At 37.2% G+C, this 20,920-nt stretch carries 18 protein-coding genes; all 18 read right to left on the reverse strand.

All coding sequences use genetic code 11. From position 1 onward, the window contains the following. Window positions 1-8 precede the first annotated feature (8 nt). Complete coding sequence (locus ESU54_RS13035) at window positions 9-1,703, reverse strand: N-acyl-D-amino-acid deacylase family protein (RefSeq protein ID WP_111844164.1); 1,695 nt, start codon at window positions 1,701-1,703, stop codon at window positions 9-11. Window positions 1,704-1,754: 51 nt separating this feature from the next. Beyond that, complete coding sequence (locus ESU54_RS13040; RefSeq protein ID WP_111844102.1) at window positions 1,755-3,038, reverse strand: agmatine deiminase family protein; 1,284 nt, start codon at window positions 3,036-3,038, stop codon at window positions 1,755-1,757. 47 nt (window positions 3,039-3,085) lie between these two features. After that, window positions 3,086-3,604, reverse strand: a complete 519-nt coding sequence (locus ESU54_RS13045) for an ester cyclase (protein ID WP_111844103.1) — start codon at window positions 3,602-3,604, stop codon at window positions 3,086-3,088. Continuing rightward, a complete protein-coding gene (locus ESU54_RS13050; protein WP_111844104.1) occupies window positions 3,601-4,551 on the reverse strand; it encodes a proline iminopeptidase-family hydrolase in 951 nt (316 codons plus the stop codon). Before ESU54_RS13050 ends, ESU54_RS13045 begins: the two co-directional genes overlap by 4 nt. 91 nt (window positions 4,552-4,642) lie before the next feature. After that, window positions 4,643-5,167 carry a RidA family protein gene (locus ESU54_RS13055; protein WP_111844105.1) on the reverse strand — a complete coding sequence of 175 codons (525 nt, stop codon included), beginning with the start codon at window positions 5,165-5,167 and terminating at the stop codon, window positions 4,643-4,645. 36 nt (window positions 5,168-5,203) lie between these two features. Next, window positions 5,204-6,136: an ester cyclase gene (locus tag ESU54_RS13060; RefSeq protein WP_235004562.1), complete on the reverse strand. Its 933-nt coding sequence runs from the start codon at window positions 6,134-6,136 to the stop codon at window positions 5,204-5,206. A gap of 62 nt (window positions 6,137-6,198) precedes the next feature. After that, complete coding sequence (locus tag ESU54_RS13065) at window positions 6,199-6,633, reverse strand: DUF1330 domain-containing protein (protein ID WP_111844106.1); 435 nt, start codon at window positions 6,631-6,633, stop codon at window positions 6,199-6,201. A 45-nt stretch (window positions 6,634-6,678) separates the two neighbouring features. After that, on the reverse strand, window positions 6,679-7,014 hold the full coding sequence (locus ESU54_RS13070) for a hypothetical protein (protein WP_111844107.1): 336 nt from the start codon (window positions 7,012-7,014) through the stop codon (window positions 6,679-6,681). Window positions 7,015-7,095: 81 nt separating this feature from the next. Continuing rightward, entirely contained in the window at window positions 7,096-7,863 is a 768-nt protein-coding gene (locus tag ESU54_RS13075; protein ID WP_235004563.1) for a hypothetical protein, read from the reverse strand. An 82-nt stretch (window positions 7,864-7,945) separates the two neighbouring features. Next, a complete protein-coding gene (locus ESU54_RS13080; RefSeq protein ID WP_111844166.1) occupies window positions 7,946-8,878 on the reverse strand; it encodes a nuclear transport factor 2 family protein in 933 nt (310 codons plus the stop codon). A 46-nt stretch (window positions 8,879-8,924) separates the two neighbouring features. Continuing rightward, window positions 8,925-9,863 carry an NAD-dependent epimerase/dehydratase family protein gene (locus tag ESU54_RS13085; protein ID WP_111844109.1) on the reverse strand — a complete coding sequence of 313 codons (939 nt, stop codon included), beginning with the start codon at window positions 9,861-9,863 and terminating at the stop codon, window positions 8,925-8,927. A gap of 153 nt (window positions 9,864-10,016) precedes the next feature. Beyond that, complete coding sequence (ahr, locus tag ESU54_RS13090; protein WP_111844110.1) at window positions 10,017-11,024, reverse strand: NADPH-dependent aldehyde reductase Ahr; 1,008 nt, start codon at window positions 11,022-11,024, stop codon at window positions 10,017-10,019. A gap of 20 nt (window positions 11,025-11,044) precedes the next feature. Further along, window positions 11,045-11,569, reverse strand: a complete 525-nt coding sequence (locus tag ESU54_RS13095; RefSeq protein WP_111844111.1) for a nuclear transport factor 2 family protein — start codon at window positions 11,567-11,569, stop codon at window positions 11,045-11,047. A gap of 282 nt (window positions 11,570-11,851) precedes the next feature. Continuing rightward, the gene (locus ESU54_RS13100; protein ID WP_111844112.1) at window positions 11,852-12,622 is read right to left on the reverse strand and encodes a LytR/AlgR family response regulator transcription factor; all 771 of its coding nucleotides are present in this window, start codon (window positions 12,620-12,622) and stop codon (window positions 11,852-11,854) included. After that, window positions 12,622-14,508: a tetratricopeptide repeat-containing sensor histidine kinase gene (locus ESU54_RS13105; RefSeq protein ID WP_111844113.1), complete on the reverse strand. Its 1,887-nt coding sequence runs from the start codon at window positions 14,506-14,508 to the stop codon at window positions 12,622-12,624. Before ESU54_RS13105 ends, ESU54_RS13100 begins: the two co-directional genes overlap by 1 nt. Window positions 14,509-14,691: 183 nt before the next feature. Next, window positions 14,692-17,451 carry a WD40 repeat domain-containing protein gene (locus ESU54_RS13110; protein WP_111844114.1) on the reverse strand — a complete coding sequence of 920 codons (2,760 nt, stop codon included), beginning with the start codon at window positions 17,449-17,451 and terminating at the stop codon, window positions 14,692-14,694. Then, window positions 17,394-19,133 carry an ATP-binding protein gene (locus ESU54_RS13115; RefSeq protein ID WP_111844115.1) on the reverse strand — a complete coding sequence of 580 codons (1,740 nt, stop codon included), beginning with the start codon at window positions 19,131-19,133 and terminating at the stop codon, window positions 17,394-17,396. Before ESU54_RS13115 ends, ESU54_RS13110 begins: the two co-directional genes overlap by 58 nt. 30 nt (window positions 19,134-19,163) lie before the next feature. Further along, window positions 19,164-20,870: a hypothetical protein gene (locus ESU54_RS13120; RefSeq protein ID WP_111844116.1), complete on the reverse strand. Its 1,707-nt coding sequence runs from the start codon at window positions 20,868-20,870 to the stop codon at window positions 19,164-19,166. Window positions 20,871-20,920 lie beyond the last annotated feature (50 nt).

The raw sequence follows: 20,920 nt of genomic DNA on the forward strand, positions 1-20,920 counted from the left end.
GTTGGTTACTACTGTTGATTTCCTTTCCAGCCCGGTCCACGCACCACTTTCCCTGGAAGCGCACCAGTATGTTCCCCATCTTTTAAAACCTGCACACCGTTTACAAATACATGACGCATGCCTGTGGCATATTGCATCGGTTTTTCAAAAGTGGCTTGGTCTTGAATGGTTTTTGGGTCAAATAGGGCCAAATCGGCAAAATAGCCTTCTTTCAGCGCCCCCCGTTTTTTGATTTTAAGGTTGGTTGCCGGCAAGCTGGTTAATTTATAAATGGCCTCTTCCAAGGAAATCACTTTTTCATCCCGTACATATTTGCCCAGTAGTCGGGCAACGTTCCCATACGCTCTAGGGTGTGTACTTGATTTTAGGAAAACACCTTCTGGAGCTGATGACTCTGCATCAGATCCAAAACTCATATACGGCAAGGCAATCTGTTTTTTTACATTCTCCTCCGACATCAGAAAATAGACTGTGCCGACACGACTTCCATCTTGAACTACCAAGTCCATTGCGGTTTCTTCGGGAGATGTATTCCGCAATTTTGCCACTTCGGCCAATGATTTTCCGGTCAAGTATTTTAAGCTGTCATTTTTAAAGCCGATTAATAGGATTCTATCATAAGACTCAGTTGCTAACATTAGGTTTTCCCATTCATCTGTAGGAGTTGTCATCTCTTTGGCAACCTTCTTTCTGATTTCAAGGTCTTGCAAACGCTCCGCCCATTTAGCATAACCACCTTCTTGTACCCATGGCGGCATAGAAGCATCAAGCCCGGTAGCTCCAGCGGTATAGTTGTACATATCGGTGGTAATATGTAAACCTGCAGAGCGTGCGGAATCTATTTTTGCGATGGCGGGCTCCAGTTTGTTCCAGTTGTCTTTCCCGGCTTGCTTTAAGTGATAGACTTCCGCCCTGATGTTTGCATTATCAGCTATTTGAAGCAATTCATCCAGGCTTTCCAAAAATCGATTTCCTTCGCTGCGCATGTGCGAAATGTACATGCCATCATATTCGGAAGCCACTTTACAAAGTTCAATTAGTTCTTCTGTACTGGCATAGAAACCAGGTGCATAGATCAATGCTGACCCAATGCCCATAGCGCCTTCTTCCATTGCTGTTCTGGCCATTGCTTTCATGGCCTCCATTTCCTCCTCGGTCGGAGCGCGGTCTTCAAAGCCTACCGTGTTGATCCGTAACGTCGCAGCACCTACAAATGAGGCGACATTGGGAGTGACCCCTTTCTTTTCCAGAAACTCTAAATACTCACCAAGAGTATTCCAACTAACCTCATATTTAATGTTACCATCGCCTATACCTTTAATTGACTTTTCTGAGTCTTTTGTTAAAGGCCCCATTGACCAGCCTTCTCCAAATACCTCTAAAGTAACTCCTTGCAGAATATCACTCTGCGATTTTCCATCGGCTATCAAGGATTCATTCGCCCAGCTCAGCATGTTAATAAAACCGGGTGCTACGGCCAGACCGGTAGCATCTATTTCTTGTAATCCTTTGGCATTTTCCAAATTTCCTATGGCTGCAATGGTATCGGCGTTGATACCTATATCACCTACAAAAGAAGGCTCCCCAGAGCCGTCCAAAATTTGCCCGTTTTTAATGAGAATGTCATAGGTTTTGGTTTCGCTACAGCTGAATAGGACTGCAATGCACAGGATAAGGGCAAATGTGTTTTTCTTGTTTTTCATTGATTGGATTATTTTTTTTGCCTTTGTAAATCGTTTATTTCGTTTCAACATCTAATTATTTGAGAAAGCCGGTTGTTGCATACTTATACAATGAATTCCGCCACCTCCCAAATTGACTGCAAGGGCATCTATCATAATTACTTTTCTATTTGGGAAAACAGATTGCAGAATTTGGGCAGCTTTTTCATCTTTTAATTTTAACTCGTCGGGCATTCCTTCCCTCCAAATGGTTTGACCAATAATTACTTTGTTGGTAATTATAAAGTTGAGATAGCTTAACGCTGCTATAACTTTTACACTTTTACCATCAGGGAATGTACTGCCGTCTTTATAATCAAGCGTTTTAATGTATTCATAAACATAATCGCCAGGATTCATTGTATTGTAAATGGTTCCAGGAAGTGGCATTCTGATTATGGTAAATGGTTGTCCATCTTGGTCAGTCGCTTTGGACAATATTTGGTAATTCTCCTCAATTCGTTTGTTGTTTTCAAAGGCGATTGGGTCATCCAATTCCGTGCTGTCTATTTGTGCTAAAAGGATGGTAGAATCATTTACAAAACGCACAAATTCATCTACGTGACCATTTGTAGTTACAACGGTATAAGCTTTTGTTCCGTCGGAGGTTTTAATAGGGCCTAGGAATGTATGGTCATCTTCCACCAATCCTTGTTTTAACCAGATTACTTTTTTTGTTCCTAAAAGCCGTTTGTATTCGGCCTCCATCTCTAGCTTGCTCATACCGGGATTTCTACCTTTTTCGACTGCCTCTGAAGTTATTAAAGTGCCTTTTCCATTTACTTCTCTGTTTCCACCTTCACTAATCATTGAACTTGAAATTACGGGCAACTTAAAATGTTCGGCAACCCGTACATCGTACATTTCTTCCGTTTTGGTGTCAATGTCCAAAGTGTCCGTATAGCCCCAAGAATTAAAATTGAAGTCTGCAATAGCAAATGTCTTTTGATTGGTTTCAACAAAAATGGGCCCCATATCTCGTGTCCAGATTTCAAAAGATGGTATTTCCAAAAGCTTCAGTCGTGGCTGTTCTCCAAAACGGTTTTTTAGGGTTGCATTTGCCTGATTAAGAAGTTCTTTGTTCTTGCAAGTAACGACAATGTCTATATCGTCAATTAAAGCTTCTATGATTGAAAGAGTAACATTTTCAACAGATTCACCCTCTTTATGATTGGTAGATGGCCATATCAACCAAATTGCTTCTTGGGTGTCAAACTCTGCCGGTTGATTTATAACCACTAAATCATTATTTTTCTTTGGTGATGTGCACGAAATTGTTAGCAGTGCAATTATAAAGCTGGTTAAAATTGATTTCATTTTATGTTTTTTTAATGATGAACAACGGTTGTGCTCAGGTTTTTCTGTTATTCTTTAAAATTGAGAATTTGTGTTTTTATGCTTGGGTCATCAGGAAAACACCATTGTTCAGCTATTTTACCATTACTTATTCGATAAATAGAAATCTCGTATATTTCAATTTTAGCTCCTGTAGAATCAATTCCTTCGTAAGTTCTTGTATGAGTTGCTGAGGATTTATAGCGAGTGACGACTTTATCTTTTTCTTGAATGATATCAACTATTTCTTCACGCCAATCTGGAAAAATTGTTCTCCAGTCTGAAATTGTTTTTTTAGATTCTTTAATGCCTGTCCATTCTTCACTTGTTAAATAATGACAAACAAAGTCTGAAGTTAGTATATCATCTAAATTGTCCATGTTACTTCCATTCCAAACTTTGTGATACTCCAAAACAACTTCTTTGTTTTTCTCTAAAATTGAATTCTTATCTGTTGATTGGCAACTACAGAAAAGCAACAATGTAATTAGTATTGTTAAAAATGGGTTGTTCATAATTCTCGGATTTGAAATGTTATTATTTTTCATTCCTTAAGTTCTTTTAAAAAAGATTCTATAATCTTCAATTCTATTTCTTCATTATCATTTAATGTTTGATGTCCAGCATCTTCAATAATTTCTAGCCTTGAATTTGGTGTAATTTCTTGATACTTTTTAACCGTCGAAGGTGTTGCCGTATCATACTCACCGGTTATATACAATACCGGAACATTAATCTTTTTCAGTATCTCTTTTCCATCATAACCTTTCAATGTTCCATCTATCGAATATTCTTCAACACCAAACATATATTCATAAACCATGCTTTCCTTTGCATACCACGAAGAATCTGCTTTTATTATATCCTTAGAAAGCGGAAGTTTACGCGTATAGAATTCATGATAAAAATAATCTATGGCTTTGTTCAATGCTGTTGTATCTGGAATAGATTTGTTTTTGTGATTCTCTATTGGAACTCTAATTGAATCTGGTAATTGAGATACTAATTTATCTGTATCATTTTGCCACATATCTGAATCAATGCAAGGGCTACCCAATATTATCGCTTCTATATTATCTGGGTATTTCTTGTAGTACTCGGTTCCTAAGGTCGTACCCCAAGAATGACCGTAAATAATGACTTTATCTATTTTAAGATGCTCGATTAACTTTCTGGTCTGGTCAACATAAGCATCAATGGTCATTAATGTTGTGTCTGTAAGGATATCAGAACGACCACAACCCAATTGATCGAATAGGATAACCGACCTATCATTGGCCAATTTTTTTAAAGGATTTAGATAATAACTTGGATATCCAGGCCCACCATGAAGTAGAAGGATTGGTGTCTTATTCCCTGATCCAAAGACTTCATACCAAATCTTACCTCCCTCCACTTCTAAAAATCCTTCTTCTGGTTTTAATAAATTAGGATTTTGACAACCCAAAAATTGCATGAAAATGATTCCAAGAATGAGTAAAGATGATGATTTCATAAATTGATTATTTTTTTCATTCTTTCTATGTTTAAAGTTTTTAATTGTTGGGTTAATATGAAATATGTTTTAATCTTCTCAATACTCAATACTATTTACTGTTTTTATGCACTTCCAACTCTATTTCAATCAAAAATTCGGGAAGCGCCAATTCTTTTACACCAAGCCAAGATCCAGTTGGGAATTGTTTTTTATAGATTTCATTTCTGTAAGCGGCAACTTCCAAAAACTTGGGCATATTTGTAGTGAACACATTTTCAACAACCACATCGTCAAAAGTGCAGCCGTAATGTTTTAGGATCTTATCTAAATCGACATAACAGTTTTTCATTTGCTGTTCAAAATCGCCTACTGCAGTTGGATTACCTTCATCGTCCATACTCACAGCACCGGAGATTTTTATATCGTTGCCAATTTTTACTGCGTGTGAATAGCCATAAGCTTTTTCAACTTCTGGACGTAGTAGAAAATAGTCTGGAGTTTCATCTGCAACAACAGTTTCAGTTGGTTTTGGTTTTTCTAGAGTTGTTTCCGTTTTGGTTTTCTCGTTGCAGCTGGAGAATGATATTGCTGCCACTAAAGCGATTACTAATGTTGTTAATTTTGTTGTCTTCATTTTTGATTGTTTTATAGTTGATTTATAATTTAGGGTTTAATCATTAACACCATATTTAATCTGCCTGCTATATTCTTCAGCATCAAAACTCCCTTCTGATGCTTTTATTAAACCGTTGTCATCCAATTGCCAAAGCTCAAAACCACTGATGTTTACCTTTTTTCCAGTGCCATTTAGTCCAGTATTGGTACCTGTCAAGGTCCAATGGAATTCAATACCTTTTGGAGTTTTTACCAAACTGTCAAAAGCTACAACCATATCATCGGGAAAGGCATCCATAAATGCTTTGGCAGATTGGGTAATGGCTGCCCTGCCAGTAGCGGGAGTGCCATTATTTATATTAAGCGAGCCATCTTCGGCATAAAATAAAGCCACATACTCGGGTTTCTTGCTGCACCATGCCTGTGCATAACTTTTAGCGAAGACGATTGGGTCGTAAATTCTTTCAGCTTCTGGAATACGGGTTGAGGTGAATGAAATATTGATAAACTTCCAGACTTCGTTTTCCTTAATCAATGTGAAATAATCAATGTTGTTCAAAAGTGGAACTCCAAAAGCATGTAAAACAGCAATGGCTTTTACAAATGCCAAATGTCCATCGCTTACGTGGATTGTGTATTCTTTTACGGGTTCAAAATAAGGACGATTTGTTCTGTTTTTTGCCGATTCAAGATATTCACTTATTAGCATGGTTTCGGTAGTCCATTTGCTGTCCCTTAATCTTGCGATTGCGAGATTTGCTTTGTCTGCCATCATTTCTGTCATGGCATCCAAATTGTAATTACCTGCCACAATTAGAAATTGTTCAACGGTTGCTTTTACATCTGCTTCGTCTTGGGTGTAAACTTTTATTGTTGCGTTTGTTGTTTGTGCTTTTTTCATTGCATCGGAATTTTGACCAATAGCTTGATTCATCTGCATCAAGCTGAAAGCAAGACCTATCAAAAAATAATATTTAAAATCTGTCATTTTGGTAATGATTTGAATGTTTGAAAATTATAATTTAGGTCTTTGTTATTTTTTATATTTCATTAATATTCTTTCACAACGATGGATTTTGTTGAAGCTGAATTCTCCCGCAGTTTTGCTACAGCTTTATATTCTGGTGAAGTTGAAAAATTTTGAAGCTGTTCCATGGAGTCCCATTGGATTATTATGAATCGACTTGGGTTCCAGCTTCCTTCCACGGGTGTCACTTTTCGGTTTGGGTCTGGGTCAAACGCCATCCCACCAGAGCGAACCAAATAAATACCCCCAAATTTTTCAATCAGGGGTTCCACTTTTAATCGGTATGTTTGGTATTGCAGCGAATCGTGAACAGTTATGTCCAGAATCATCAATATTTTTTCTGAAGGCATTCCCGTTATATGTGAATCAACACTTCCATGGGGGTCACTGTTTTGAGCCTGTACCGAATATACTCCCATAAACAGAAAGATTAGAAGTTTAAAAATTTTTGATCTCATCGGATTTGTCTTTTATGTGTATATGTCTTCTTTTTCTCTGTTCTCTCAATAAATTATATTCTCCAAAATTCTCCCAAGATTACTTTCAGACATGGGTATCTTGCGGTCTGCCGCGAATATTTGCTGAATTTCATTTTTCAGTTCGCACAGTTCCAATTCAGAATATTGGTGCCATTCTAAGGCGTTTTGAATTTTTTCTAGGCTCTCATCTTCGTCATCATTTTGAAATTCTCGATACATTTTATCGAAAATTTCGTTTGATGTTTTGGTCTTTATAAGTGCAATTTCTTCTTCGGCTTCTACTTTATCAGCCTTTGCGCAGAGGATTAAAATATAGGTTTTCAGTTCTTCCTTGCTCCATTGTGTTTCGCCGGTTTTCATAAATCTATTTTTTAGATGAATACTTTAAAGTGAAAAATTTACGGTGTGGCAAAACCACACCGTAAATTTTCTTTTAAAAGTTTATTTTTTTGGTGCAACATTTATCTCACCATTTGTGCCGCTCAAATCTGCGCGGAATACCCACAGTTCACTTTCGCTACCATCGGTAACATTATACCAATCTTTTAAAAATTGGTCCCAACTTCCGTTGCCATAAACTTCGTCAAATTTTTTGTCCATCCCATTGTTTTGGCTAAACTCTCCCATATTTTCATAGAATGAAACTACGGCAAGATCCTTACCTTCCTTAGTGCTGGAAAATTCATTGGTGTAAATTCCGTAGGTTTCGTTTGGAAGTTTTTCGGTGTAAACCTTATGTATTTTTTCTACCAGTGCCATAGCGTCTTTCATTTTTCCGCGCTTTACATCATAAATATCCACCACAAGATTTTTAATGGTCATATTCTTTGTAAATCGTGATGCTTCTGGAATTGCTTTCCAATAGGTCTGGGCACCTTCAGGCATCATGTATTTTAGCACATTGTTGGTCCAGTCTGCATCGTGGCCATCTTTTTGGGCAGGCCGTTTATCCATGGCGCTCCAAGGAGTTGGCCCCATACTCCATAAATAACTACCGGTATTGGGACCACTAGAAATCCAAAATACATCTGCTCCATACGCGCCCTCTGCGTGATATTTTTTGTTGTGTGCCGCGAGACCTGCCTCAAACTGGGTGACTTGAGCGGGGTTTGGCGTTAGTACTGCATTTTCGAATACGCCGTATTCGGTACTGTTTTGCCCTATTGCCAAGATTGGCAATAAAAGCATTGTAAAAATTAATTTCCTCATGATGTTTAATTTGTGTTCGTTATTCGCGAACTAGTTAGTATTAAATTTTTCAACCTTAATTAATTGGAGGGTTAAAGAATTTTTAATCCAATAATTTAGCGTTGTAATAGGCAGTTTCTCCAGTTATTTTTCCCTCTTTATTGAAATCGTTTATATAGAGGATGGGAAGAACAATTTTCTTTTTGTCAGCTTTGCGAATTAGGTTGATGTTCCACCAAGACTGAACTACCTGAGCATCACCCATTTCATAGTTTAGGTAATCTGGATAACCAACCATATCTATGCTGGTAATTTCAAACATTTCCAAAATCTTTTTGTCCACTGCTTTTTGTTCCATTAAGGAAACGCTTTCGTAAGTGGGCGAGCTGGAATCTACAAACCGTGCATCTTTATCATAAAAACTATACATTTTTTCCAAATCATTGTTTTCCAGGGCATAGACCATTTTTCGAATGGTGTTGATGTTCTCGTGGTGGTTATAAATAGTACCATTTTTTCTGTCACTATAACTTTGGTTAATTTCTGAACCAATATTATCGTTGCTATAGGTTATAATGGTTTGTATTTTATTGTTTTTATTCACTATAAACAATCGGTGCATCGGTTGGTTTACTTTAACTCCTGTTTTATTTTGAACACCTTTGATGTCCTCCCAAGTCTGTACCCAGATCACATCTTTTTGGTTGTCGTCTTTGTATTCTAAAGCATCGGGATAAGCTCCAGGGGTGCGACTTATGGAAAAATAATCGAGGTTGTTGTGCCAACTTTTGGCCGAATTAGAAAATGCAGCTTTGTCCTGACCTTTGTCATTTGGGTTGGTGCTCGTGCCGTTGTATGACTTAAAATCATCTGCCAGATAACTGGCTACCTTGTCTGAATCTCCACTAACAAAGGCTTGGGTCATGGCCTCCACTGTGGTGATAGCCGGATGGTCTACATAAATAGTTCCATTCTTTTTTTGTGCATAGGTAATGCAAGTAATCAGCATCATTACCGATAGAATTGTTGTTTTCATGGTTTTCATTGTTTATATATTTATTTGGTTAATATTCTGTTTGATTTTACTTTGAATAATTGTTTAAAGTTTCCTGTACGGGTCTAAATTTCATTCCCAAATCGTTCATTGCCAGTGTATTTTCATAAATTACACTTGCATTGTTTTTAGGGGCTTGGTGGTTCAGCATCAAGCTCATATCGCTAACCGGATAGCTTTCGCTGCTCAATAAGTAGTTTTTGCCATGCAGTCCGGAAGTTGTCGCAGCTTTAAAAACGGCTTCCGCAACATCCGCAACATCAACCGAAGCCATTTCCGCATTGGTATCATAGAGCATTTGCACAAATGGATTGGGGGCAATTTTGTTTTTAAAGAGAAACTGCAGCCCAGTTGAAGTGGAATCTTCCCTATTTGATAAAGATTTCCCCATTACCCCCACAGGCGAGACTGAAGTAATTTCAAAAGGAAGTACAGGATGATTTGTTATGAATTTTTCTACCGTTTGGTTGGCAAGAAACTTTGCCTGTGCATAGGGATGGCTTTCTTCGCTCATAAACGGCGTGTCTTTTTCGCTGAAAGTGTCATGCGGTTTTTTATCTCCAGCAGGTAATGGAAAGTTGGTGTTATACGCTGCAACCGAAGCTATAAAAACAACATTCTCAATCATTGGTGCTTGCTGTATGGCTTCCAAAAAATTCTCGGTTCCTTTTATAGTTGGGTCGAAAAGCTCCGTTTGTGGATCTTTAACGTCTAACTGAAAAGGCGTTCCGCCGTGTATTACAATTTCGCAATCACTGATGAAATCCTTCAAAATTTCTAAATCTTCAACTTTTAAAGCACTGATGTTGAGGTTGTCCGAGTTTTCAAGATTGAAGAGATGTTGGTACTTTTCACTTTTTTTAATGTCTGTTACAGATACTTTTACATTGTATCCTTCTTCCAGAAATTTCTTGGTGGTGTAGCTTCCTATAAAGCCTGAACCACCTATGATGCCTACTGTTTTCATATTTTTGTATTTTTTAGGGATTAAATAGGGGCTAATTGGTTTTTATAAAAAGACCCAACAGGTTGACTGCTTCCTCACCTGCAATGCCTGTCGGGCCTTAGGAGTTATACTCCTGTATTGCTGTTTTGTTGGGAACGGTTTGGCTATGGATAGCTATTGATTTTTCAATACTATCCTAAATCGAGCTTTACCGTTTTCTAAGTGTTCAATGGCCTCATTTACCTTTGCCATCGGAAATTCCTCAACAGTTGGATAAATGTTGTGTCTTACACAAAAATCAAGCATGGTTTTAGTTAATGCAGGACTGCCTATGGGGCTTCCTCCAACTGTTTTTTCTCCCATAATTAAACTGAATGCAGGAATTGCCATCGGCTCTAAAACAGCTCCTACTGTATGAAATTTTCCTTTCGGTGCCAATGCGGTCAGATATGAATTCCAATCCAATGTTACATTTGTGGTATTCAAAATAAAATTTAGTTTTCCAGCGATACTTTCTAATTCTTCAGGAACTGTTGAATTAATAACCTGGCTGGCTCCCATATTTAAAATTTCTTTCTTTTTATTCGGATTTGAGCTGAAAGCGATAACTTCACATCCCCAATGTTTTAAGAATTTGATGGCCATATGCCCTAATCCTCCAATTCCTATTACACCAACTCTATCTGTAGGTTTTACTCCAGCTAATATTATTGGATTGAAAACTGTAATTCCGCCACATAGCAGCGGTCCTGCTTTACTCATATCAATAGCATCCGGAAGCGGAATAGCCCAGGACCAATGTCCACGAACATAATCGGCAAAACCACCATTTCTACCTACAATAGTTGCCTCGCCTTGAGAGCAGAGGTGGTGGTGTCCGTCCATACATTGATCACAACTCATGCAGGAAGATGACATCCATCCCAATCCTACTTTATCTCCAACTTTCACGTTTTTAACCGCATTGCCTGCGGCAATTACTTCTCCAATAATTTCGTGACCAGGAACAAGTGGATATTGAGTCATTCCCCAATCATTATTTATCATACTTATATCTGAATGACAAATACCACAATAGGAAACTTTAATATCTACCTGTTCAGGGCCTATCGCTCCCAATTCATAGGAATAAGGAGTCAGTTTTTCTTTTGGCCCAAGGGCTGCGTATCCGTTTACTTTCATCTCTTTAATTATTTGATTTGTTAATTGATTGAATCATTCACTACAGATGTCTCTGCCTGCTGCATTGCTTGCATATCGAGCATTATCTTAGAAAGATCCCAATAGCCATCTTCTCTTACAATTTTACCCTCAACAAATTGAGCTGTAATGTGAGCCGGAATTACATACGTTTTGTTATTTGGCAATAAAGTAGCTTCCCAATGGCCCCAAAAATTTACCCAAGTTTGCCCTTTATCGGTAACCACCATTTCATATTCTACACTTTCTGGAACGTATCTCCAAGAGGCGAAAAGCGTTGCGTCTTCTTTGTCCATTTCCACTAATTGTTCAATGGTTTGCGCTTCTTTCATGGTTACATTGTTCAATATTTTTGCGGTGTCGGCATAATGGCTTGCCAAAGCTTCCCAATCGCGGTTTTCATAGGCTGTAATCACTTTTTTGTAAGTGTCAATTTCTGGTGATTGTTGGGTGTAGCGCTTTTCCTGTTTTTGGCAAGCGGTAAGTGAAAGGACTATTGCAAGTCCTAAAAAGAGTACTCTTTTCATAATTCTTGATGATTTAAATGGTTAGTTAGTTGAAAAAATGTTCTGGGGAGTACATCTAAATAACTGATAATCAAAGAATGTTGAAAATGGTTTAGGACGAACAGGGTCAATTTCTGTCCGAAGGGATGTTTTTATTTGCCGAAAAGAATTTTAATGAAATTGGAAGATTAGAACCACGACGGTTTGAGCCACGACATTTAAGATATTATCTTTTGAATAGTTCGTTAATATTTAACTCAAGCCGTCGTGAGTCCAAACGTCGTGATTCAAAAAGTCAAAAATTTAAATTGTTTGCAATCGCTTAAGAAGTTCCGTGCGCATCGCCTTGCTCATCGGGATTGCTTTTTTTGAAATGACCACATGAGTGCCTGCCACTTCGTCTATCTGGGAAAGATTGATAATATAAGAACGGTGTATTCTGAGAAAATGGTTCTGTGGAAGTTTTTCATCAATATCCTTCAAAGTCATTACCAAAAGATATTCCCTGCCTTGTGAAAAAATGCGGCAGTAGTTTCGATCTGCTTCAATGTAGAAAATATCCTTAATGTCTATTTTCAGCATCTTTTCGTTATGGCGAACGAAGATGCGGTCATTCAATATAAAATCGGTAGCATTTCCATTAGTTGGAGTTGATTCTTCGCCATTTTCCTTAATGCCGTTTTCCGAAGATTTTTCTAAAGTTATTCTATCAACAGTAAGCTCAAGGGCGCGTTGTAGGTCTAGCTTTTTAAAGGGTTTTGAAATAAAGGCATATGGATGGGTTTCCTTAGCACGTTTAAAATGCGCCTCATCTGCATTTGCGGTTAAATAGATGATTGGGATTTTACAATATTTTTGAATTTCTTGAGCGGTTTGTATGCCATCCAGTTCTCCTTTTAGTTGAATGTCCATCAGAACGATATCCGGCCTGTCTATTTTTATTTGGGAAAGCGCTTCTTCACCGCGGGGCAAAATTCCGGTAACCTCATAGCCAAGCTCGCTCAATTGCAACGAAATATTTGCCGCAATGACCATTTCATCCTCAACGATCAATATTTTTATTGCTTTCCCCATTAAGCGGTTTTAAAATTTTTAAAGTTGAAAAATACAGCAGTCCCATTTTTGTAATCTTCGGAAATAGTACCGTTTAATTGTTGTGTAAGTAGTTGTATCAATTGTGTGCCGAAACCCGTTCCTTTTGGTTTTGAGCCTTCGGTTTTGCCAATACCGTTATCTGAAACTTTCAGTAAAAGGTCGTTGTTTTCTTTTGTAAGACTGATTTTTATCTGTCCTTTCACTCCTTCTGGGAAAGCGTATTTTAGGGCATTGGTTAAAAGTTCGTTCACAATAAGTCCGATGGGTACAGCTGTGTCCACGTCCAAGTTGAGATCATCCATTGCACATTCTATCTTCACTTTGTCTTCAGCGTTGAAAGTGTCAAGTACCCCTTCGCCTAAATTCACAAAATAATCCTTCATTTCAATGCTACCCAAATTTTCACCTTGATACAGTTTTTGGTGAATAATACCCATACTCTGCACGCGGTTTTGGCTGGCGAGCATGGCTTCCTTGCTGGCGCCGTCTTCCAATTTTGCCGATTGAAGGGCGATGAGGCTTTTCACCATTTCCAGATTGTTTTTTACGCGGTGGTGAATTTCTTTCAATAGCAATTCATTCTGCTTGTTTTTGGCATCCAGTTCAACATTCAAAACTGATAAAGCTTTTCGTTTCTTGCGAATATTTTTTAACGTAAAATACATTCCGAAGAGAATAATACCAAGCAAGCCGGCGATGCCAATATAAAGGAATTGCGTTTTGCGTTGTTGCGAAATTTTTGCCTGTTGGCTCATAATTTCCATATCTTTTTGCGCCGTTTCATATTTTACTTGTAGTTCACTATCCTTCCGAGCTATGATGGTGTTGAGATATTCTGAATGTCCTTGTTCATATAGCTCGTGATATTCCAAGGCATTTTTATAATCGCCCAATTCACTGTATATGTTGGAAACGTGCATATAGTTTTCCCAAAGGTTTTTGGTGTTGCCAATGCGTTTCATAATTTCTATTGCCTTTAAATTATAGGGCAATGCTTCGGCATATTTTCCCTGTAAAATATACACATGACCAATATTTGCTGTAGGTGGCATCATATAACGGGTAAACCCAATTTTCTCGGCACCTTCATAACAGCGATTGTAATCTGCAATAGCTTCAGGATATTTTTCCATGTATTTATAGATATTCCCCCGACCATTATAACAGGCCAAAAGCGGTGGTCCGTTTTCGCCAATTTTTTTATAGAGATTTATGGCTTGGTTCATACTTGCCAAGCTTTCATCCAGATTGCCTAAAAACAATTGGTTTTCCGCGAGTCGTCGATAGGAGAGGGCCAAGTCTTCTTCATAGCCGTTTTTCTCCTGAATGGCGATAGCCTTTTTACAATATTCCGCGCCTTCGGCATAACTGTCTGAATAATACAGGAGGTCGCTAATTTTTGTATAGCATTGCGCAACGCCACGTTGGTCGCCAATTTTTTCATAAAGCGCCAATGCTTTATAAACTGTTTCAGAGCCTTTGTCATATTCCGCAGTGCCGCTGTAGTTGGAAACCAATAAAAGGTAAGTGTCTGCCAAAGATTTGGTCATTTCCTGTTTTTTGTAAAGCGAAATAGCCTTCTGCAAATAAACTATGGAAGAATCCAGCACGGTGTGGTCTTCATGCCATTTTGCCAAACCGATGTAAGCATTTCCAAGGGTTTCAAAATCCTTACTCTTTTTGGAAAGCTGAATTGTTTTTTTGAAATTGTTGTATTCTAAAAGCGTGTCTTTAGTATTTGGAATGGCTTTTCCAGAATCTAAATACGAGCTTTTAAGCGTGTCTTCTTGGGTTTGGGAAGAAGTTTGGGGAAGACCGCTCCACGAAACGCAAGCTAATACTGCAATGAGTAATAGTCGTTTCATTATTTTGATGATTGGTTGTTAGTTGATTATAAATATAGGGAGATTAATTGAATGTGGCAATTGGGAAGAATACAATAGATTATCTGTTAATTTCACTAAGGATTTAGTTGAGAAATCAAGGCGGTTTAAACGGAAAAGTAGTTACAGCGATTAAATAAAATTAATTTCAATAATTCATTTTATTTAATCGATGTTGTATTCTTTTTTTTGCTCCGGAGTCAATTCATCCAGTAAACCACTTTTGATAAATTCCTCATATGACCTAAGCTTAATTAAGTAAACCGTATTCTTCTCAATTTCAAAAATATATTCACCATTTTTAGACATACTAGTACAAGGACTAAATCCTTGTCTCTCGTTAGACACCTTAAAATATTTATTCACTATCTCGTTTTTTTCTATATCATACCAAATCCCGTTATTAGACGTGTCATAATAGAATAGTTTTTTGTTTGCGTAAAAGAATGGATGTCCCTTTTCCGTACCGATATTTTCTATTGTTTTCAATATATTTAATTTATGATCCAATACTCTAATATTAGCTTTCGATTCTAAATCGTAATAAGTATAATAAATAACCGATCCGTCTGGAGAAATGTTTACGGAAAAAATTACGCATTTCGGCATAAATTTAAATACCGTCGATGAACCATTGTGCCAAAGTCTTATTTGCTTATCACATCCTGTCACTATCGTTTGACCATCGGCCGATATATCGGCATACCATTCTACTGTTTCTTGTCCATCACACACTTGAATCACTTGCTTTATATTTCCTTTATAATCCCATAAGATTACATTATCATCATCTTCTGCAATACTAATAAAAAATTCCCTGTCTTGGGCAAACCTAATGTCAACAATAGGCGATTTATGGTATGGAAAATCATTTAACTTTTCTCCCTGCATATTGTATGATTCTATGCGCCCATCGCCATACCCAAAGACGATTATTTCTCCATCCGGCGATAGTTGCCAAAAAGCAATGTCTCCATTTTCCCAATGCTTTTCAATAAACTTTATTGGCTGTGGTTCTTCACTAACCGTCCAAATGGCAAATTCATCACTATGATCGCTATTATACATTCCTAAAAGATATCTACTATCTTGAGAAAACCTGAGGAAATTAATCTTCCTAACAAAATCATCTTCTATACGCCCAATTTCGGTTCCATTTATATTCCAGATAATTATAGTATCATTATCATCCAGAGTGGCGAGTTTCTTCCCATCGGGAGAATTGGCAAACGCTAAATTTTCAGGTGTATAATGGTACTCATCACGTTTTTGATGAGTATATTCCCCAATTATACTTTCTTTTAATGCCCACTTTTTTATAAATCCATCTTGTCCAACAGATATTATTGCATTTTCCTCCGGCACAAAAGTCAAGTTCCTAAACCATTGTCTTTGTGTCTTGGAGCTATAAATTCTCTCACCAAATATATTCCATAACTCGATTATTCCACCTTCAAAACCGTTAGTTCCAGTAACTATTCTATTTCCATTTGGAGAAAATGCCAGAGCTGTAATTTGGTGATTGCCATAAAGTTTTAGAGGAATAATTTCATCAATTATTTTTTGATGATTGGGAGTATTTGGTGAATAATAAAAATCTGATTTTCTTGAAATTGCTGTGGTATCTTTAAATAAAAATAATTTTAAATCATTACCAAATGTGCTTGTGGTAATGATTTTATTACCATCACTAGAAACATCTAAGACCTGTCCAAATTCATCCTTCAATCGATTGGCATCATAATTTTCTGGTGGTAAAAAGTCCCTATTACAAGCTTCATCATAGCTATAAACATAATTAACTTTAAAGGTTAAACGACCTCTGTAAAAGTTCAGATCTAAACTTAATGCCATTAATGTATTATGGGTAATAAACAATTCTTTTCCATCATCTGAAAAGGTCCACCCTAAAGAATAAAATCGTTTGACATTTTTATAATTATCTTTAGATAAATCTCGACCGTCATTATAAATTTGTGATTCGATATCCAAGTAAGCACTTTCTCCCCCAAGAGTCATTGCAAAAATCTTACCTTGACTGTTGTATTGAATTATTACAGAATCATTTGGGTGGAATATAGCTTTGCCATATTCTCCGAAGAAGTCGCGGTTTGTTGCCAACGGATATAGGGATTTTTCTTCATCTAGTTTGGAATAGTAATTTCCTTTTTCAGTACCTATGAATAGCTTTGTTTTATCATTGGAAAAGGCCAGCGCATTGACATTTGAAGAATCTAATCTTTTTAGTCTATTCTTTATGAGGCCGTTGGAATCACATATAATTATATCTCCTATGGAGTTTGCCATAGCCAATAATAGGCCATCCTTAGAAAATGTATGCCTGGTATAAGCATTATTATCAACTAGTTCATCATTCAATTCACCAACAATCGTTTTGTAAAACATACTCTCCCTATCCGCAAAAATATCTATTGCTTGTTCTTTGTAACGAGGATCATCTTTTATCTTGATAGCTTCTTCAACCAATCGTAAGGCAACCGTAGGATTCTTATCACGCTGTTCATTAGCATATGCTGAGAGAGTAAGGCTATGCGCTTTTTTGGTTTGGATCTTCGCATTTTTTTCTGCATTCTCTGCACGGGTTTTATCGGCTTCGGCCTTTTTGCGCAAGGCTTCAATGGCATCAAATGCTCTGTTCACTTTTGCTTTTACTGAATCCTTTTTAGTTGGATCAAAGGCCTCTGCCGCAAAATAATAGTTGATAGCTTCATTGAATTGCTCTTTATCCACTGCAGCATCCCCTTTTGCTATAGCTTCATCATAATTCTTTATGGATTGACCATAATTACTTTGTCCCAAACAAGTTACGTGGAATGCTATGCAAAAGAGAAAAATTATTATGTGTTTCATTTGCAGTTTTTTTGTTTTTGGACAATCTTTATTGAATCTATTTTCTTTTGCCATTGAAGATTATTACTGTGGAGCGCTAAAAGTGAATCCATTTTCTTAACAATTGCACTAGGACAGCCATTAACTTCCAATATGATATTGGCTCTGCTTTCGAGACTCTTAAATTCATACGCATCTTTGGCTGACTGTGCTTTTGTTCTTGCCTGCTGTTCTGTATTAGATTGGTCTAATGCTTTTGTTGCTATATCTTCAGATTCTTTGGAATTAAAATAAGAAACCACAGCAACAACCAATGCAATCATAGCGCCACCTAAAAGACTATACAATGTTCGCAATCGTTTCCTTGTTTTTACTAATTCCTTATTATGGGTTTGTTTATTAAATTCTTCACTTTTAGTAATCCATTTCTGCTCTTCTTCCCCCACATTAAATTTTTCAACATAGGGTTCTATAAATACTAATTGCTTTTCTGTAAAATATTCTCGAGCTTCTTCTTTAACGGCCACCTGGCTTTCTATCAACCGCTTTATTTCTAGCAGGGCAGTTTCTTCCACACTCCTTTTTTCAGCAATAGGTTTGGCTAGAGCGTCATGAGCTATTTCAAACATATCTGCACCTTCATTATAGCGCAGGATACGGCTGTTGGTAAAAGCATCAACCACATCATCGATTAGTCCGGTATCATAGTCCGGTAACCGCTCATACAATTCCTCTTTGTTAATAGGTTCCTTGGTACCTTCTAAGGTAGAAAACGGTGATAAAATAGCCCAAGTACGATCCACATTCAAAGAAGGGTATTTTCCCTTAAGTTTTTGCGAAATGCTGCTAACCTGTTCTTCCAAGAAATTGACAAGGATATCCCCAATCTCTCCCATTTCATTAAGAGCCTGTACATTAAACTCAGCTTCCGCCTTGCGCTTTTTATCTTCGGTAATTTTCAGGTAAAACTTATCCAGAAACACCTGTAGGAATGGCAATTGTATGGTACGTGATTTTTCGTTGCCTTTTATCTTGTCAAAGATTCCTTCTGCTACTTGGTCCGATTCCCCTTGTTTTATGCTAATGTTGGAGTCTTCATGTTCGGCAGCGCCAATAATTACCTGCTTTACTTTTTCAAGATTCATTGGCTCAATTCGCAATTTTTTTTGAAGTAACTGTGGGACAGCCCGCTCAAATTCGAATAAATGCCCCAAGTATTCTTCCCTTATGGCAAAGATCATTTTTACCGGTTGTTCCGATTGTAGAATATCCTTAACGGTTTGGATAAAGAGTTCCTGTTCGGAGGCAGAACCTAAGATAAAAAGTTCTTCAAACTGATCGAATATCAGATAAACAGGCCTGAAAGATTTTTGATAAATGGCCTTGATAGACTTCCCGATTGGAGTAAGTTGGGGTGCAGTTTTTTTAACGTCATCAGACCATTCATCGGACCAGTTAAATTCCTCGGTTAATGAGGATATTTTGCCGCCGGCATCATTCAGCACTTTTTCTAATGACTTATTTATGTTATTTTCTCTGCGCACCATTAATGCCAGCCAGTCGTGCGGTTGAAATTTGCCTGCAAGTCCGCAATTAATAAGGCTTGTTTTACCTGTGCCCGATGCACCATATACAAGTATAATTGATGACTGGAAAACCATTTCGTAAAGCGCGGCGATCTCTTCATCCCGCCCGAAAAAAATACCCCTGTCCTCCCTGTTATAGGAATCCAAAAATTTAAAGGGATATTTTTTCATAATTTTCTGCTTTTATGTAAATAAAATCTTTTAAAATATATCGTCTACGGTCTCTTCTTCAATCCCTGTGAGTGTTTTTTTGGCTTCATAAAACAGATGGAAAACATTGTCGAAATTCATATCCTTCCGGTTCTCTTTCTTTGCCAACCATGTGTTTATCTTGCGCGTGTCCTTGTCGTCAGGCTTAGGGTTGTTGGATTTTTTGATGGTTACCTTACTGTTATCTTCTATAAAATTGTAATTAAGGTTGAGGTCGTCATAAGTGTTGCAGAATGAATAAAAACAAATTTTTGAACCTCCGGAATCGGCCAGACCATTATAATCAATTATGAAGGGGACCATATTTATGTTCTGACGGTAGTTGTCTTTAAAAAGCAAAACCGCATTGGAAATAACAGGTGTTGTTTCCTTTCTAACTCTTCCCTGATTATTATTGTTTGCCTGGCTATCGCCTTCCAATAAGGTGTAATTATGCAGGTAAAGTCCTTCTCTGTCGTTACGTTGCTGGTCGAAATTAATGTCTTTGATGGAAATCATTCTGTACTCAGCAAGGAAATTAAGGTTTTCTAAAACCAGAGCGAGATTATTTTCTGCTTCGCTACAATCAGTAGTAGAATAAGAAGAATCCACCAATAGCTGGGTCAGTGCATTCAGATTGGAACAGGCTTTATGGAAACTAGTTTCGGGCTCTAGCTTGGGTAGAAGTTCCTTCAATTGGGGAATGGGAAGTTCCAATTTGTTTTCAGAAAAAGTTTCCAAAAGTATTTTTAAGAGCTCCGTATAACCATTAATGTTCTCTTCTGCCGCATTCTTAAAAAATTTCACCAAAGTATTGGTCTGAACTTGGGAAAGTTTGGTTTTGTTATTGATTTGATTATCCCATAAAGTTGAGATGAGTGCATAACAAATAAGCTGTAAAGCCCTTATTGTAGTGAGCTGGCAGTTTTCGAGATATCTTTTCGTCTTATTGTCTGAAAAATCTTCCTCCCCAATGGACATTAGCTTTCGAAGTTGGACACCCACTACACCTACATAGCCTGAAATAATAATTCGCTTTGCTGTGGGAATAAGGTCGGGATTTGATTCCCAATCACTATATGTGGACAAAAAATCATTCGCTTTTTTGTCGTAACCCCTAATGGCTTCAATCAATCTTTTAGTAAGAACTTCGTTGAAGGTATTTTTAATAGGCTCTTCGATTATTTTTTTTGAGCTCGTTTCGTTATTTGGGTTGACTTCTATGTTGTTTCCTTGCTCAAACTGAGGCAGGAATTTATCCAATTGTGACCTGTATTGATTTATCAGGTTATCAATATTGGAATACTCAGTATAAAAATGGCCGAGGCTGCTTATCTTTTCCTTGAAGGCTAATAACGTATTTATTTCTTCGGTAATTGAACCTGTATTTATCTGTGCATTTTTAAAATAAGTCCATATTTTCGGCTTGCCTTTAATTTTAAAATGCTCATAAGCAGTATCAAATTCTTCGGCCGTGTATTTCCCCAGTTTTGTAAAAAAGAGACAAACAACAATATCACATTCTTTTATCTTATTATTATATTCATCCTGAAGTCGGCTATTAGAAATGTGATCAAGAAAATCTTCCCATAATTCCAGATCAAGGAAGATGCCTTTATCTACTAGCCGTTTATTTTCTCTACCTATAAAAATTTCGAAATCATCCCGATCTTCTTTAAGTTCAGAAGAAGAAGCAATAAAAATCTTTATCGTTCTCATTTTTAATTCAAACTATTAAATTAATTGCAAACATCTGTTCAACTACTCGT

The sequence above is a fragment of the Aequorivita antarctica genome, assembly GCF_007997155.1.
Taxonomy (GTDB): Bacteria; Bacteroidota; Bacteroidia; order Flavobacteriales; family Flavobacteriaceae; genus Aequorivita; species Aequorivita antarctica.